Source organism: Treponema denticola (assembly GCF_024181405.1).
In the GTDB taxonomy this organism is placed as follows: domain Bacteria; phylum Spirochaetota; class Spirochaetia; order Treponematales; family Treponemataceae; genus Treponema_B; species Treponema_B denticola_D.
Genome location: NZ_CP051302.1, coordinates 785,033 through 800,327, shown reverse-complemented (window position 1 = coordinate 800,327; position 15,295 = coordinate 785,033). Strand labels below are relative to the sequence as shown.

At 39.5% G+C, this 15,295-nt stretch carries 13 protein-coding genes; 5 read left to right on the top strand and 8 right to left on the bottom strand.

Features of this window, described 5'->3' with window-relative positions; translation table 11 throughout:
- Positions 1–39: 39 nt before the first annotated feature.
- The gene (locus HGJ18_RS03640; protein WP_253697713.1) at positions 40–780 is read right to left on the bottom strand and encodes a flagellar filament outer layer protein FlaA; all 741 of its coding nucleotides are present in this window, start codon (positions 778–780) and stop codon (positions 40–42) included.
- Between the two features lie 21 nt (positions 781–801).
- Positions 802–1,512 carry a flagellar filament outer layer protein FlaA gene (locus HGJ18_RS03635; RefSeq protein WP_253697712.1) on the bottom strand — a complete coding sequence of 237 codons (711 nt, stop codon included), beginning with the start codon at positions 1,510–1,512 and terminating at the stop codon, positions 802–804.
- A 206-nt stretch (positions 1,513–1,718) separates the two neighbouring features.
- Between HGJ18_RS03635 and HGJ18_RS03630 the strand changes: the two genes are divergently transcribed.
- The 5 genes from HGJ18_RS03630 to HGJ18_RS03610 are packed head-to-tail and all read left to right on the top strand — an operon-like array spanning position 1,719 to position 7,846.
- Positions 1,719–2,957, top strand: coding sequence for an HD domain-containing protein (locus HGJ18_RS03630; RefSeq protein ID WP_253697711.1), 1,239 nt, complete (start codon positions 1,719–1,721; stop codon positions 2,955–2,957).
- Between the two features lie 55 nt (positions 2,958–3,012).
- The gene (locus HGJ18_RS03625; RefSeq protein ID WP_253697710.1) at positions 3,013–3,714 is read left to right on the top strand and encodes a late competence development ComFB family protein; all 702 of its coding nucleotides are present in this window, start codon (positions 3,013–3,015) and stop codon (positions 3,712–3,714) included.
- Positions 3,714–4,529, top strand: a complete 816-nt coding sequence (purQ, locus tag HGJ18_RS03620; protein ID WP_253697709.1) for a phosphoribosylformylglycinamidine synthase I — start codon at positions 3,714–3,716, stop codon at positions 4,527–4,529. Before HGJ18_RS03625 ends, purQ begins: the two co-directional genes overlap by 1 nt.
- A gap of 34 nt (positions 4,530–4,563) precedes the next feature.
- Positions 4,564–5,883 carry an SH3 domain-containing protein gene (locus HGJ18_RS03615; protein WP_253697708.1) on the top strand — a complete coding sequence of 440 codons (1,320 nt, stop codon included), beginning with the start codon at positions 4,564–4,566 and terminating at the stop codon, positions 5,881–5,883.
- A gap of 4 nt (positions 5,884–5,887) precedes the next feature.
- Positions 5,888–7,846 (top strand): ABC-F family ATP-binding cassette domain-containing protein, encoded by a 1,959-nt coding sequence (locus HGJ18_RS03610; protein WP_253698312.1) that lies wholly within the window; start codon positions 5,888–5,890, stop codon positions 7,844–7,846.
- Between the two features lie 65 nt (positions 7,847–7,911).
- On the opposite strand, the gene HGJ18_RS03605 is transcribed toward HGJ18_RS03610, so the two are convergent.
- From HGJ18_RS03605 to HGJ18_RS12845, 6 genes are read right to left on the bottom strand one after another with little or no spacing between them, the layout of a single operon-like run.
- A complete protein-coding gene (locus tag HGJ18_RS03605) occupies positions 7,912–8,535 on the bottom strand; it encodes a DedA family protein (protein ID WP_366793397.1) in 624 nt (207 codons plus the stop codon).
- 10 nt (positions 8,536–8,545) lie between these two features.
- Positions 8,546–10,498 carry an NAD(+) synthase gene (locus HGJ18_RS03600; protein WP_253697707.1) on the bottom strand — a complete coding sequence of 651 codons (1,953 nt, stop codon included), beginning with the start codon at positions 10,496–10,498 and terminating at the stop codon, positions 8,546–8,548.
- A complete protein-coding gene (gene lgt, locus HGJ18_RS03595; RefSeq protein ID WP_253697706.1) occupies positions 10,499–11,506 on the bottom strand; it encodes a prolipoprotein diacylglyceryl transferase in 1,008 nt (335 codons plus the stop codon).
- A 15-nt stretch (positions 11,507–11,521) separates the two neighbouring features.
- Positions 11,522–13,708: a FapA family protein gene (locus HGJ18_RS03590; protein WP_253697705.1), complete on the bottom strand. Its 2,187-nt coding sequence runs from the start codon at positions 13,706–13,708 to the stop codon at positions 11,522–11,524.
- Positions 13,709–13,719: 11 nt separating this feature from the next.
- Entirely contained in the window at positions 13,720–14,862 is a 1,143-nt protein-coding gene (locus HGJ18_RS03585) for a nucleotide-binding protein (RefSeq protein WP_253697704.1), read from the bottom strand.
- Positions 14,853–15,251: a hypothetical protein gene (locus HGJ18_RS12845; protein ID WP_366793394.1), complete on the bottom strand. Its 399-nt coding sequence runs from the start codon at positions 15,249–15,251 to the stop codon at positions 14,853–14,855. The genes HGJ18_RS03585 and HGJ18_RS12845 overlap by 10 nt, the downstream gene beginning before the upstream one ends.
- Positions 15,252–15,295 lie beyond the last annotated feature (44 nt).

Below are 15,295 nucleotides of genomic sequence, written 5' to 3'. Positions count from 1 at the left end.
AAAACTTAAAGTTTCAAGGTAAAATTATCAGGTATAATTTTACCAGTTATCAGACATATCGTCCTTATCGCGCATATCAACTTCGTATAAGTCGCTTACAACGCGAAGGTCATCAAAGTAGATGTAATAATGACCATAGGCCTCTTCAGGATCACATTCAATTCGGAAACCTACAATCTTAAGCCCCATGCTTGTGCCGTAGTGATAATCCTTTTGGATGATACCTGTCTTTCCGGCAGAGTTCTGCGGGGGAATAGCGACAGTCATAAGCTTCCAACCGGAATGATTTAGTTTTCCAACATAAAGCTCAAATCTTTTTCCCCAAAAATCTTCTACTATTAATTTCATTGTGTGGGGATAACTTCGGCCTACAACCCAAACACTTGCAGTTTTTGCGATTCCTTCTACAGGGAGAGCCTTTGTTGCATGAACTTCAAAGGAGTTATAACCGCGTCGATAAAAAGAAACCTTTACACCAAGAACTTTTTCATCTGGAAGTTCAAGTCCTTCCTCTGCAGGAATAGGCTTCTTATTCAGAGGATTACCGTTAAAAAGTCTGGCGCGTATTACACCTTCATCGGCAGACATCATTGCGTACCAAGTACCTTCACTTTCAAATTTTTCAATAGAAACTTCTTTAATTCTCTGCTCTGCAGTATCAACGCCGACTTTATTAGGATCGGCAGCATCTATTGTAGAAAAATCATTATTATTTTGCTGGGCAAAAGAAAATGCAACAAAACCTACCAAAAACAAAATTATAGCTATACTCTTTTTCATTATCTAACCTCCACGCTGAACCTATTCGGTTTTTTCACCGTCAAAAGATTGATCAGCCAATTCGTAGCCGTCATAAGAATCGACATAGACATCCGTCAGGGCTTTAAATTCATCAAAAAATATCTTAAATGAATCAACTCTTTCAAAAGGAGCAGTTCTGATTCTAAAAGCTACAAAAGTCATCTTATTTTTATTTCCAATATATCTGGATGCCTGAGGTATATTTGTAGGAACAGTCACATGCATATTTTTCCAACCTTTAAAGTTAACATAACCTAGGGGGAGAACATGAGTCCTTCCTTCACAATCCCGAACGAGAATTTCTATGTTATAATAATATCCGGCACCCCAAACCCACATATCCAATCGGTGAACATTTCCTTTAAAGGGAATTTCATAGGGTTTACCGTCTTTGGAGGGAACAACATCTACCCAGTTATCACCTTTTCGGTTAAATTTAAACTCAAGCCCAATAAATTTAGCTTTTTCAGCATCATCATGCATTACCTTTACTGCATGAGGCATTCCGTTAAGATATTGAACCTTGGGATATCCCTCAGTAATAAATTTACTTCCAACAGCCTGATAAGCCCAATCTTGGCCGTCAGGATTATCAAATGTATCGACCATATAAGTTTGATAATTAATCGAACCTTGCTGCGCCGTTAAAGGTGCAAAAGCGAACAACAACATTAAAGCAATGCCCGCAAAAACTAAACCGCCATGTTTCATTTATAACTCCTTTTGTTTCGTTTCAAACTCTGTGTTGTATTATATTGTAAAAAACATTATTTGTCAAACAAAAAACAATATTTTCTACAAAAAATAAGAACACATAGTGAGTATCGGCAAATTCAATCCGTTTCTACAGGGGTATTAAATATAAAATCCCTGTTATCGACATTATACCAAATTTATGTTAGAATATCAATTACCTTATGACCGAATTAACCGATTTTTCAAAGCCTATCCGCGATCCCATATGGAAGCACATATGGATGAATGATGAGTTATATGCCGTAACAAAGACAGACTCTTTTATGCGTTTATACAATATAAAGCAGCTGGGCCCTGCAGAACTTGTTTACCCCGGTGCAAGTCATACGAGAGCAGGACACAGCATAGGAGTTTACAACATAGCCCTAAAAATGCTCAATATTTTGTTAAAAAAAGGAGCGGATTCTTGGGTTTCAAAAGAAGGAGCTATGTCTTTTTTAACGGCAGCCCTACTCCATGACCTAGGCCACTTTCCTTTTACTCATTCTCTTAAAGAATTAAAGCTAAAAGAGCATGAGGAACTTACCGGAGAGCTTATCTTAAAAGAGCCTTTACGTTCTGCAGCAGCCAAAACAGGTGCAGACCCTGAGCAGACGGCCGCTATAATAACAGGCAAAGGCAAAGAGGACTCGGAAACCGTTTTTTTTCAAAAACTTCTTTCAGGCGTATTAGACCCGGATAAATTAGACTACCTTAATAGGGATGCCTTTTATTGCGGGGTTCCTTACGGGATTCAGGATACCGATTTTATCCTTTCACAGCTTCTCCCCGATAAAAAAAACGGAACAAAAATAGAATCTAAGGCAATCTTAAGCGTTGAGAGCATCTTATTTTCAAAATATCTTATGTATAAATCGGTTTACTGGCACAAAGATGTGCGGATTGCAACGGCTATGATGAAAAAAGCCATATTTGCGGGACTGGAAAGGTCGGAATTCTCGCCTCAAGACCTGTACCACCAAGATGATGATGGCATTTTCAGGCTTTTAGAAAAAAGCAATTACCCCGAAAAAAAATTAGCAGAAGACTTAAAACTGGGTAAAATATATCGCATAATAGCCGAGGAAGCCTTTCAAAGCGATAATCCCGGACACCGAAACTTGGAAGACCTGCATAAACGCCGAGCAGCAGAAGAAACCTTGGCTGAATATTTTTCAAATAAAACGGGGAGCAAAATAGGCAGTGAAGACATTATTATAGATATACCTGAACGTATTTCTTTTGAATCCGATCTTTTTATAGAAGATGAAAAAAAGATATTCAGTGAAAGCTCCACCGTTTTCTCAAAAGAATTTATAAAAACTCTCGTACCTTCTTTAAGAAAAATAAGGATAGCAGTTTCTGATAAAATTTATAAAAAAACCGCAAATCTTCATCAAACAACCTTGCCGATTTTTTAAATATAGGGTAAAATAGGTTGGTACCGATATGCCGATTAACCTAAGGAGAGTATTTATGATCATTCATAACGTTATGGAAGACTTGGTATATACCGAAGTCAACAAACTATTTGATGAAGCCGAAGAAAAAAAAGAAAGCTGGCTTACATGCAGCTGTATGCAATGCAGAGTTGACACCATGTGCTATGTACTCAACCGGGTTAAACCCCGATATATAAAATCGGGAAGAGGTCTCGCCCACTTTTTAAAATTCGAAAAAACCGAAAAGATCCAGATTATGGCCGATATTACAAGTTTGGTAATTGAAGGTATGCACAGGGTTCTTTCTACAAAAAGGCCTCATGACCATGAACCCATATTCGAAACCGAAAACATACCCGTTTTTAATTTTCCTGCCATAACAGGCAATATTTTAAACGGAAGCAATTTTAGACCGATGGAAGATGCTACGGTAAGCCTTAAAATGAACGGAGAGCTGGTACCTCAGATGAACATCCTTTGGGACAATCCTTATACAATATCGGAAAAGACACCCGGAGCTTATACATTTTGTCCCATAGCGATTCCCGCAAAGAATGCAGGAGATACGGAAAAGTTTATTTTTGTCCTTAAAGCCGAAAAAGAAGGCTTTGATCCGACTAATTTTTCATTCGATATTGAGTTAACGGCAGAAGACATGGTAAAATCTCCTTTGGACACTTCAAATTTTTATCAAATTAAAAATTTATTTTTATTCGAACACGGTGAGGAAGAATGATGATGAAACCCAGAGCCCTAGTATTACACGCAACAGGCACCAATAGAGACGGAGATGCGGCAAGAGCCTTAGAACTTGCCGGAGCAGAACCCGAGATTGTACATATAAACAAACTTAAAGCAAAAGAAAAAAATTGGAAGGATTATTCAATTCTTGTAATTCCCGGCGGCTTTTCATATGCAGACGCTCTTGGTGCAGGCAAACTTTTTGCCCTTGATTTAAGCAATTACTTTTTTGACGAGGTAAGCGAATTCGTAGCGGCAGGAAAGCCGGTCATAGGTATTTGCAACGGTTTTCAGGTTTTGGTAAAATCAGGCATCCTCCCCGGAAAAGAAAAAGAAGGAAAGGTAATTTTAGATAAAGACGGCTATAAAAACAGGCAGGCCACCCTAACCTACAATAAACAAGGCAGATTTGAGTGCCGGTTTACAACTATGATTCCCCAAAAATCAAACTGTATCTGGACAAAGGACCTAAAGGGCAATATACACTGTCCCATAGCCCACGGTGAAGGACGGTTTTTGACCGACTCTCAAAAAACTCTCGATGACTTGTTCGAAAAAGGACAGATTGCTCTGGTTTACGGAGGAAAAGATGCCGAAAAAAGTATTCCCGCAAACGGAGAGTATCCTTTTAATCCTAACGGATCTCTTGCCGATATAGCCGGCATATGCAATACTAAGGGAAATGTGCTTGGCCTCATGCCGCATCCCGAAAATAATGTAGTTATAAGAGAAAGGGATTCGGAAGAAGAAAAAGAACGCACAAGACTATGCCTCGATATGTGGAAGGCCGGAGTCAACTATGTTCTATAAAAAAATATTTTAAGAAATATTTTGAGGTATTTGCATGAATAATTTTTTTCAAAAACGAAAGCTTTTTATTTTTATCGCAGTGATTGCTGCGTCGTCAGCTCTTTTTTTTAGCTCATGTTCAAAAAGACTGGGTTACGGTGTAGTAAACTGGTCAATTCCCGAATATAACCTTACTGCAGGAGATATAATTCCGGTTTATGTAAAATCGAATATTGAAAAGGTTTACATTGTAGGCCTCAACGAAAAAACGGCAGTCAGGGTCGAGATTCCTCTTTGGCAGATTACCTTTTTTGAGTCAAAAAAAGATGCCGCCGGATTTCAGGCAAGGTTAAGCGAACATAAACACGCTTATGCAAGGGTTAAGTTGGATGGTCTTCCGATGCGGTCAAACCCCGACAATACCTCAAATCAGGTTTACCGATTAAAATTAGGACAACTTGTAAAGATTCTTTGGTTCGGAGAAGGAGTTCCCGTTTTAAAGGGCGGAAAGCCGATGGATGGCCAGTGGTATGAGGTTATAACCGAGGACGGCGTAAGAGGTTGGTGCTTTTCATATAATCTAAGCATCTATGATGAAAGAGAAAGCGAATCCTCCGAAAACACAAATTTAGCACAAGAAAAAGATGAAGAGCTTGAGGCGGTTCTAAACGAATTTTGGTATCCCGAAAATTACCGAAAGATGATAAACAACAGGCAGGTTGATCTCGATAAAATAAGCCTTACTTGGGGCTTCTTCCCCGGTCTACGGTCAGGTATTGCAAGGGTCGAACTTCAAAACACAAGGCTTTCTTTTCCATATACGAAGGTTGTCAAAATCGGAAACAAATACCTCTTTGAGGGCACCAACCTTTCGATGCAGATAAGGGGTAAGGATATCATCACTCTCGAATTTTCCGATAATAACGGAAAACTCAGGCAGGAAAACTTTATCACCCTAAATGCCACACCGGAAAATATTATCAATAACGAAATAAAAAGAAGAGAGGCAGTCATACAAAAGATAGCCAAAACTTCATCCGAATTTACATCGGAAAATTTCGGGTCGTTGAAAATACTGCCTGAAGGTCAATTTATTTGGAGCGGTTATAACCTTCTTTCCCCCTCCATTATACCTTCGGGAGCAGGATCTTCAGGAAAAGTAAGCTTAAAACATTTTTTGGACAAAAAACTTTTATCCGACTATGAAGGTGTTTTAAGTTTTAAATTTGAAAAAAATCCTGAGCCGGTTGTATTTATGTACAGTATTTCGTCCAAGGGACTCCGCCTTGAAGCTGTAGAGTCTTCAAGTATAAAGGATAATATTGTAACACGCCGAAGTTTAGATCCGGTAATCGTATTCTTTGCAGCAAACTAAAGCCATGCCCTTTATACAGCTTTCAAAGATTTCCCTCGCCTTTGGGGACAGGGACATTTTAAAAGATATAACCCTCATCTTAACAGCCGGAACAAAGGCGGCTCTTACCGGAGCAAACGGCTGCGGAAAGTCTACCTTAATGAAGATTGTTGCCGGTCAAATAAAGGCGGATTCAGGGGATATAGCCTCAGAAAAAGATACGTCAATAGCCTATCTTCCTCAATCGGGAATCGTCCACAAGGGCAAAACCTTGGCGGAAGAGGCCGAAACAGCCTTTGCCTACGGCTACGATATTATCAAGGCCATGGATGAGATCGGCGAAAAAATGAAAACCGAAAAAGATGAGCAAAAACTCCTCACATTGGCAAACGATTATCATGCCTTGCAGACAAGGCTTGACAATTCCGGCTGGAATTCAAAAAAGGGGCTTATTGACGAAACCTTACGAGGCTTGGGCTTTTCTTCAGCGGATTTTAATAAGAACACGGAAGAATTTTCGGGCGGCTGGCAAATGCGTATAGCCCTTGCAAAGGTTCTTTTACAAAATGCCGACATAATTGTGCTTGACGAACCCACAAACTACCTCGATATCGAAGCCCGATCTTGGCTTGAGCTTTGGCTTAAAAAATTTAAGGGAGGCTTTTTGCTTGTAAGCCATGACCGATACTTTTTGGATCAAACTGTAACCGAAACTTACGAGCTTTTTAAAGGAACCTTAAAAAAATATAAGGGAACCTACAGCGATTATGAGAGGATAAGAACTATTGAAGTCGAAGGCCTCATAAAGGCTTATGAACAGCAGCAGGAAGAAATAGCCAAAACCGAAGACTTTATCCGTAAATTCAGATATACCGAAAGCCGCGCAGCCTTGGTGCAGGACAGAATAAGGCGGCTCGAAAAAATGGAAAGAATAGAGCTTCCCGAACACCTAAAAAAAATCCGCTTCAGCTTTCCTCCGGCACCCCATTCGGGAAAGATAGTCCTTCAGGCAGAAGGAATAAGCAAGGCGTATAGTCAAACCGGCGGCCTTCATAGGGTAATCGAAAATTTGGATTTAATCGTCGAAAAGGGAGAACGCCTTGTTTTGGCAGGAAAAAACGGAGCAGGAAAATCGACCCTTCTGCGTATTCTTGCAGGAGAGGATAAAAACTTTACAGGGAGCTTAAAAGAAGGGGCCGGAGTTAAAATGGGCTATTTTTCGCAAGATGAATCCGAGACCATTACGGGGAACGAAAGCATAATAGACCTTCTCGAACGCTCGGCTCCGACCGATCTTGTTCCTAAGCTTTACGATATGCTTGCAGCCTTTTTATTCCGAGGGGACGATATTTATAAAAGCCTTTCGGTCCTATCGGGAGGAGAAAAATCGAGGCTTGCCCTCCTCCTTCTTCTTTTAAAGCCCTTGAACCTTTTAATCTTGGATGAGCCCACAAACCATTTGGATTTACATTCAAAGGATGTGCTCTTGGATGCCTTAAAACGATTTGACGGAACCGTAGTCTTTGTATCTCACGATAAGGGCTTCATACAGGACCTTGCAACAAGGGTATTGGAACTAAAGGCTGATGAAGAAGGCTTAAATCCCTCAAGAATCAGAAATTTTCCGGGAAGCTACGATTATTATCTTTATCGGATCGAACAAGAGGAGGCCGAAAACAAAAACGAGGCTATAAGAAAAACCGATACGCCAAATACTTCTGCCAACCTATCTTACGAGGAACAAAAACGGCTCCGCTCGGAAAGAAGAAAATTAGAAAAAGAAGAAGAAAGACTTTTAAACGAAATAGAAAAATGCGAAACGGAGATAGCAGAAAATGAAGCCCTCCTCGCCGAGCCCGAAGTATACTCCAACGGCGAAAAAAGCAGGGCTGTTCAGAAAAAAATAGAAGAGCTAAGGGCAAGGGCTGAGGAACTTTCGGAAATCTGGGCAGAGGCAGCTTCCAAATTGGAAGCGAGTGTTTAAATCGGAATAATTTTTAATTAACATCAAGGAAAACCTCAAAAAACTGAAGTTTTTCGAGGTCCCCTTTATTTTTTTTCTTGGTCGAGTTTTTTATCGGCAAATGTAAAAAGCTTTCCCGAAGTTACAAGATAGGCACCGGCAGCCAAGAAAAGGACAAACATTACGATTCCGAATATCTTCATAAAATCGCCTCCTCTCCTGCCGAAACAGTAAACAAGGCTGTATAATACGGTAATATTACATATTGCAGCGATTGAATCATAGATAAAAAATTTATAAAAGGGATATTTTACGAAGCCGCTAGTCATTGATACCGCATTTCGGACTCCAAAGGGGATAAAGCGGCAAACGATGTAGGTAAAAATCCCATGTTTTTGCAGGGCCTTTAAAAGGCGGTAGGTATTTTCTTTTGTGATAATCTTAGAAAAAAGCCGGATAGATATAGTCCCTTTTGCAATAAGTCTTCCCCACAAGTAAACCATACAATCACTTATTATCGCCCCTGCATAAAGGGCCGACAAAAAATGCGGGATGGAAGCTTTTTTATCGTGAGAAAGAAAAGCAGACATTGCAACAAGTACATCTTCAGAAATAGGTAGATTAAAGCCTCCGAGGAGCAGACCTATAAAAGCCACAAGTGGGAAATAAGTTATATAGTTACCTATCCAGTTCAAAAACGCCATCAACATGTTGTTTATGTTACATAATTTTGAGTAAAAATTCAAGCTCTGTCAGCCATATTTTTGCAGATATTTCGGACGGCATAAGCCATTCACCTCGGGGAGAAAGGGAAAAACCGGTAACCGAAGCCCCCTCGGGACTGCAGGATCTTTTAAACTGCTGGGAGAAAAATCTTTTGTAAAAAAGGCTCAGCCATTTTAAAATATCGGCCTTGGAATAAGAGGAATTCTTAAAGGCTTCACAAGCAAGAAAATAAACCTTTTTAGGCGAAAAACCGTTTCCTATTGCATGATAAATAAAGAAATCGTGAAGTTCATAGGGACCTAGTATATCCTCGGTTTTTTGAGAAATTTCTCCGTTTTCAGGCGGAAGAAGTTCCGGACTTACAGGCGTATTTATTATATTTGATAGAAGCTCAAAAAATGCGGAATTTTTCTTTTCATCTTCAAAAAAAATCTTATTTTCGGCAAAGGCAAGTATACAATCTTTTAGAAGAGTCTTTGGAATTGAGGAGTTGACCTCGTACATCGACATCTGATCCCCTCCGTAGGTCATCCATCCCAAGGCCGACTCAGAGAGGTCTCCCGAGCCCACCATTATACCGCCGATTTGGTTTGCCTTATCCATCAAAATTTGAGTTCTTTCACGGGCTTGGGCATTTTCATAAGCAATATCATGATTATCGATATCCTGACCTATGTCGGAAAAGTGCTGCATCATAGCCTTTTCAATAGGGATTTCCAAAAGCGTACAGCCCAAGGTCTTTGCAAGAACCGAAGCATTGTTCTTTGTTTTTTCGGTCGTGCCGAAACCCGGCATAGTAACGGCATAAAGATTTTTAAAATCAATATTTAAAAGTTTAAGGGCATAGGCACTTGCAAGGAGGGCCAAAGAAGAATCCAAGCCTCCGGAAATACCTACAAGGCACTTTGAACACCCTATACACTGAAGCCGCCTTGCAAGGGCAGAGCTTTGAAAGAAAATAAGCTCCGAAAAGAAATTCTTATAGATAAACTTTTTATGAAGTTCATCACAATCAGGTAAAAAAGGATTTTTTTGTACATGATAGTTTAAGGTCTTCTTGGTATTAAAGCGTTCTTTTTCGATTACAATTTCCCAATCGGAATCAGAAGTTTTCGAAAGCCTTGAGCTTAATTTTTGCCCTTTTAAAAATTCCGTATCAATGTCGGAAGCTATGTAAAAATCTTTTGCAAATGATGTAAACTCAAGTTCTTTTCCGTTTTCAAAAATCCCGCATTCACCTGCAAAAACATAATCCGAAACCGACTCCCCCATTCCGCAGTTTGCAAAAGCAATGGCCGATTTTTTTGCGGCTGAAAGAGCCTTATACCCCTGCCGCATAGCAGAAGAACCAAGAGGCTTTGAAGGCTCTGCAAGAGGATTTAAAATAAGGTCGGCACAAGAAGAAGAATCAAACGAAAATGAAAAGCCTGTGTTAAAACCGCAAGAATCCTTATAGCTTACAATAAATTTAAATTCCTTTCCAAAGGGAATATTTTCTCCGCAAAGCGGAATCAGGCATGGAGCATCTTCAAAATCGCAAAAATAGGAACTTAAAAATCCGTAAGGAAGATGCGGAACAAGAGCTATAAGTTTTCCGTTTTCGATTACGGCCGAACAAGCATAAAGATTTTGCCCATATAAAAAAGGAAAACCGATAACAGACACAATAGAAAACTGCTTAGTTTTTTCGGCTAATATCTTTACCGCGTCAAGGGCTTTTTCGATTAAAAGAGACTGTTTAAAAACGGAACCTAAGGAAGCCCCCGTAATTGAAAGCCGAGGAAAAAGAATAAGGTTTGCACCATCTTTTTCGGCTCTTTTTATCTCTTGAAGATGAAGATTTACATTTTCTTCTATGTCTGCAAGAGAAATTTTAGGAGATGAAACCGCAATACGGTAAAAGCCGAGTTCTTCAATACAAAAATTAAAGTCCTTTTTTTTATCCATCTATTTTCCTTTTTTTTCTTTTAACTTTTTTTCTTGCAAATAAAGAATTAACATCGCAGCAAGAGAGGCTAAGATCATCAAACTACATAGAATTTGTCCGGTAGATATGTTTTTCCATGATTCATAAACATAAATATTGGCGGCCCCTGTCCCAAACGAAATGGGATAGCCCTTATTGGCATCCGGCTGGCGGAAATATTCGATAAAAAATCTAAAAAAGCCGTAGCCCAATGTATAAACACAAACCAAAAAGCCGTCAAAGGGCTTCTTCTTGCGAAGCAGCCATAAGATAAGCCAAAGAATAATCCCTTCAAAAAAGGCCTCATAGAGCTGGCTCGGATGGCGGGGCAGATTTATCATAGAGGCTCCATCCTGTACAAGCAAACCTGCTTGTTCTGCAAAATCCCTGACCCAACTTTCGGCCAGATAAAATCGGTCGGAAATTGGAGTTTGAGGAAAAATCATTCCTATCTTGCTCGTCGTTATGCGGCCGTAAAGCTCACCGTTTGCAAAGTTACCGAGACGTCCGAAGGTGTAGCCTAGAGGAATTGAAACGGCCATAAGGTCTGCAACTGCCGCAAATTTAAATTTAGATTTTTTTGTCCAGAGGACGACCCCAAAAAAACCGCCTATAAAGCCTCCGTGATAGGACATACCTTGAAAGCCCGTAAAGGTTAGATTTCCGGCTCCATCCCTTGCAAATGGCCAAAAAATAAGCCAAGGCGCTTTTAAGTAAGTTTCAGGGTTATAGACCAAGGTTCCGAAAATTCGCGCACCCAAAATAAGCCCTAAAATTCCCCAGATAAAAAGGTCTGCAATATCATCTTGTGTCATAGCTTTTTGACAGCCGGAATATCGCTCAAATTCGCCATTCCTTACCTGATAAGAAAACAAAAAATAGGCTATTCCAAAGGCAACAAGATACATAAGACCGTACCATCTTAAAAAAGGCAGCCCCGGAATAATTTCGGGATGAAGCCATGAAGGATATTGTATAGCTAAAAGCATCGCCAACCACCTTTATTATTCTAATTCTACTTCAATTTCTTTAATAGGTGAACATATAATTTGTCCGTTTTTTTCATCAAACTCAAAAAATACGTTATGATGAGTTTCCATAACTTCAAAATAACGGCCGTGACTTTCAAGTACAACGCCCGGATAAACCGAGCCTGTAACCTTTATTTTTGAAGGAATGTGAAATTCAAAATTTTCTTTTAGATTAAATATGCGGACCGTAAGAGCACTGTTTCTTTTTAAAAGCTTAACCTTTTTCTGTCTTAAAGCATCGACATCAGGGGGATTTGCCTGCAAGTCTTTTTCGATTTTTGAAAGCTCGGCATTATTATCTTCTATTTCTTTTTCACGGACTTCAATTTCATCTTTTATCAAGTAATCCTGTCCGAACGAGATAATTGTCCTTATGGTTTTTTCGGCCCCCAAGTCATGAACCGAAACACCCTTTGCAGCATGGATGCTTCCGCCGAGCAGTACCCCGGGGTTGCCTGTCAAATGAACGGTACCGTTTGTTTTTACCAAACACTTAAAACAGTAAGAAGCTATACTTATATCGCTGCCCGAAAAAACTCTGGCATTTTCCGCATATTGTAAATCGGTTTTATCCTTAGCCCAAACGGTTCCCCTTCCCTTTCCATTTATACCGCCGTTCAAAATAAGAGAATCCTCAGAATAAATCAGAGCTTTTTCTACAGTTCCGGTAATTGTCAATTTTCCCTTTGATTTTACCTTTACGTCATCTTTAATATCTCCGGTAATAATCAGGTTGCCGGGAAAACTTATATCGCCGAATTTGGTATCTATATCGCTTTGAATGGTTTTAAGCGATGAGATTGAAAGGGCATTGTTAAAAAAAGAAAGCTCTCCCGATTCTGCAGCAAAAAACTTAATAACATGCTTTTCTTCGGTAACTTTTATTGTTTCATCATTAGCAGGCAAATCTGTGGGCTCTGCATTTTTGGGGTCAATAGACTCACCAAAAACATTTTTACCCTTTTCTCCCTTAGGTAAAAGACGGGCCGTTAAAATCAGGGCATCCTTTTCTACAGTTGCCGTACTAAGCTCTTCATTAAATTTAACCGACCATTCAAGCCTATAAGAGCCGGGAGCAATCGGAGGAGTTCCGCTTAATATTACAAACTCGCATTCATCGTTTAACTTTCTTGCAGATTCTATAATTTCGTTTATTTTTGCGTCCGAAATTGAGTCGAGAAGGTTGACCTCGTTTAATGCCGTTTTTACGCCTATTACCGAAAGTCTTTCTCCTGCACCCAGTCCCGACTGCAAAATAAGAGAAACTTCCATCTTATCGCGGCTTATTACCGCTCTTACCTTTGCATCCCTATATGGAACTATGCGAATCTTTAAGCCTCTTTCGGTATTTGCTATTAAAAGAAGGCCGGTTTCTCCTGCACGCAACTCTGAATGGTTTTGTACTATGTTTCGTAAATCCAAGAAAAAAGGGTCATTGCCCGGAAGCCCGGGAATAGACTGACCGTATACATCAACACCGGCCTCTCCCAATCCTGCATCTTCAACCTCATAGATAAGATCGCCTTTTTCGACAACCGTAAGGGTTTCAGCTTCGGAAAGAGGATAATCTTTGTCTGTCGTGGGATTTTCCACATCAGGGGTACGTAAATCGGACCTCTTTAAACGGTCTGCCAAACGATGTACCTCATGGTCAGGTATTTGCTCAAAATGAGTGATAAGTTTTTTATCGGGCCCTCTTTTTGGGGGAGAACCTTCAGCAATCAGCATGGAAAACTCCATCTCTGAAGAATTTATAAAATCGTTTAAACCTTCTTTTACCTTTTCCGTATCGATATTTGCAATATTACTTCTCTGGAGAAGTCTGTTTATAGTAGACATGTCCACTTCGTTAGCGGAATCGGCAGCCTTTCTTACATAAAGATAGGCCGCCGTTTTGTCGTTATTTGTCGTAATTCTTGCATCAAAGTTGGGATCAAGCTCAAGCGGCAATGAAACAGGTTCTATACCTGAGCCGGTATGTTTTTTTAAATAGTCCTCAATAGTTTTTTTACTTACCAGAGATGAGCTTTTTATTCCCTTTCTTTTTGCCTCAAGAAGAATCTCATCGGCTGAGGGGCAATTTTCAGGCTCAAGTAAGGCTGTAAAGGTTAAAAACCACTTTCCACTGTTATTTTTCTTTAATGTCCACGCCTTTTCCATAAACTTTTTTCCTATACTTTCAAGCCCTGCTTAAGAGCCTTTGCTATTTTTGTTTTTAATAATAAATTTTCATTCCTAAGCACATTTATCTCGAATTGCTGAGATTTTATAATTTCGCTCATTTCACCCGAAGACAAGACCTCTCCTCCTATCAAATCATCCAAATATTCCATTTTAGACTTAAAGTCCGTTTCGGCTTCGGCTTCAGCCGACATAAAAGAATAATCGGAAAATTCTTGAAAGTCTTCTCCACTATAATTTTCGGCTTCAGATTGAATAAGTTTATCGGCTATGCGGTATATAGCCTGAGAGATCATAGACTGAGGTTTATACCTGATTACCGGAAGCCTTGACGCAAGAGCCTTATCCTGAACGGCATCCGTGTATATTACACCCAGATGCTCAAGATCAATATTTAGGTACTGCTTTGCAGAACGGCGTATCTTCATAGCCTTTTCCGCATCCTTTGGATCATCCATCATGTTCATTATAATGCGGGGTTTAAAATGTGAAAATTTGCTTAAAAACTTTTTGGTATTGTCAGGGTCAATATTCATTAACTCTTGAGTTATTGTCGGGATATAAAGACGCTGCATTCCGGGAACATCATTTTTTAATTTTTCAAAAAATATACCGCCATTAGACTTTGCAGGAAATGAAGAGCACATCATCCTAAACACAATGTTTTTTAAAAACACATAGGCATCAAGAGTAGAGGTTACCGAAGGGGATGTAATTATTATTCCTTGAGAGGAAAGTAAAAAAAAGTCTAAGATGCCTAAGTGAGTTCCGGCACCTAAATCCAAAATCAAAAAATCGGCATCGAGTTTTAAAAGCTCTTTTACCAAAGAGTTACGCTGATATATTTTTAAAGCTGCAAAGCCGGGAATTTCGGAATCTCCCGGGACAAATCTTACATTTTCATAATCCGTGTCGATTATTATATCTTTAAATTCGGCTGCCTTTGTTAAAAAAGTGCCTATGCCGTTTTTGCGTCCTTGAACACCTAAAACTAAGTGCAGGTTTGAAGCTCCCAAATCAAGGTCGGCCAAGGCTACCCTCTTACCGGCCTGCCCCAATGCAATTGCAAGATTTGCAGCTATAAGACTTTTACCCACACCGCCCTTTCCGCTGGCAATAGGAATTATTTGCATAAAGACCTCTCCCTTTTTAAGCATAAAATTAATATCAAAGTATCAATATACAAAAATAACCTTGTTACCCGAGTTTGGAAAATAAACGCATCGGCAGTCCACTCCGTCAGGCTTACAAAACGTGCAGTTTTTATCAAAAAAAACCATGCCGCAATAATAGACAAAAATTTAATACCGGCAATAATCCTTAAAAGCTGGTGAAAATCTTTTTCTTGATGTAATAATAAAAAGAAAAACACGGCCGGCATACATAAAAAAACGAAGGCAATCCAATCAACAATACTTAAGGGCCAAGGCTGAGCCTTTTCAATATAAGTAAACAAGAGAACTCTGAGTATTTCTATTGCCAATGCCAATATATAAAGCATATAAGCCAAAACGCGTCCCATACTTACAGTTTACGTAAGTAAAGCCTTGCGGTCAAGAGGGATAG

What these genes read in the sequence shown, in the direction of transcription:
- HGJ18_RS12845 (WP_366793394.1), bottom strand. Translation starts at nt 15,251, where the DNA reads ATGGGACGCGTTTTGGCTTATATGCTTTATATATTGGCATTGGCAATA.
- HGJ18_RS03585 (WP_253697704.1), bottom strand. Translation starts at nt 14,862, where the DNA reads ATGCAAATAATTCCTATTGCCAGCGGAAAGGGCGGTGTGGGTAAAAGT.
- HGJ18_RS03640 (WP_253697713.1), bottom strand. Translation starts at nt 780, where the DNA reads ATGAAAAAGAGTATAGCTATAATTTTGTTTTTGGTAGGTTTTGTTGCA.
- HGJ18_RS03630 (WP_253697711.1), top strand. Translation starts at nt 1,719, where the DNA reads ATGACCGAATTAACCGATTTTTCAAAGCCTATCCGCGATCCCATATGG.
- HGJ18_RS03610 (WP_253698312.1), top strand. Translation starts at nt 5,888, where the DNA reads ATGCCCTTTATACAGCTTTCAAAGATTTCCCTCGCCTTTGGGGACAGG.
- lgt (WP_253697706.1), bottom strand. Translation starts at nt 11,506, where the DNA reads ATGCTTTTAGCTATACAATATCCTTCATGGCTTCATCCCGAAATTATT.
- purQ (WP_253697709.1), top strand. Translation starts at nt 3,714, where the DNA reads ATGATGAAACCCAGAGCCCTAGTATTACACGCAACAGGCACCAATAGA.
- HGJ18_RS03590 (WP_253697705.1), bottom strand. Translation starts at nt 13,708, where the DNA reads ATGGAAAAGGCGTGGACATTAAAGAAAAATAACAGTGGAAAGTGGTTT.
- HGJ18_RS03625 (WP_253697710.1), top strand. Translation starts at nt 3,013, where the DNA reads ATGATCATTCATAACGTTATGGAAGACTTGGTATATACCGAAGTCAAC.
- HGJ18_RS03605 (WP_366793397.1), bottom strand. Translation starts at nt 8,535, where the DNA reads ATGTTGATGGCGTTTTTGAACTGGATAGGTAACTATATAACTTATTTC.
- HGJ18_RS03635 (WP_253697712.1), bottom strand. Translation starts at nt 1,512, where the DNA reads ATGAAACATGGCGGTTTAGTTTTTGCGGGCATTGCTTTAATGTTGTTG.
- HGJ18_RS03615 (WP_253697708.1), top strand. Translation starts at nt 4,564, where the DNA reads ATGAATAATTTTTTTCAAAAACGAAAGCTTTTTATTTTTATCGCAGTG.
- HGJ18_RS03600 (WP_253697707.1), bottom strand. Translation starts at nt 10,498, where the DNA reads ATGGATAAAAAAAAGGACTTTAATTTTTGTATTGAAGAACTCGGCTTT.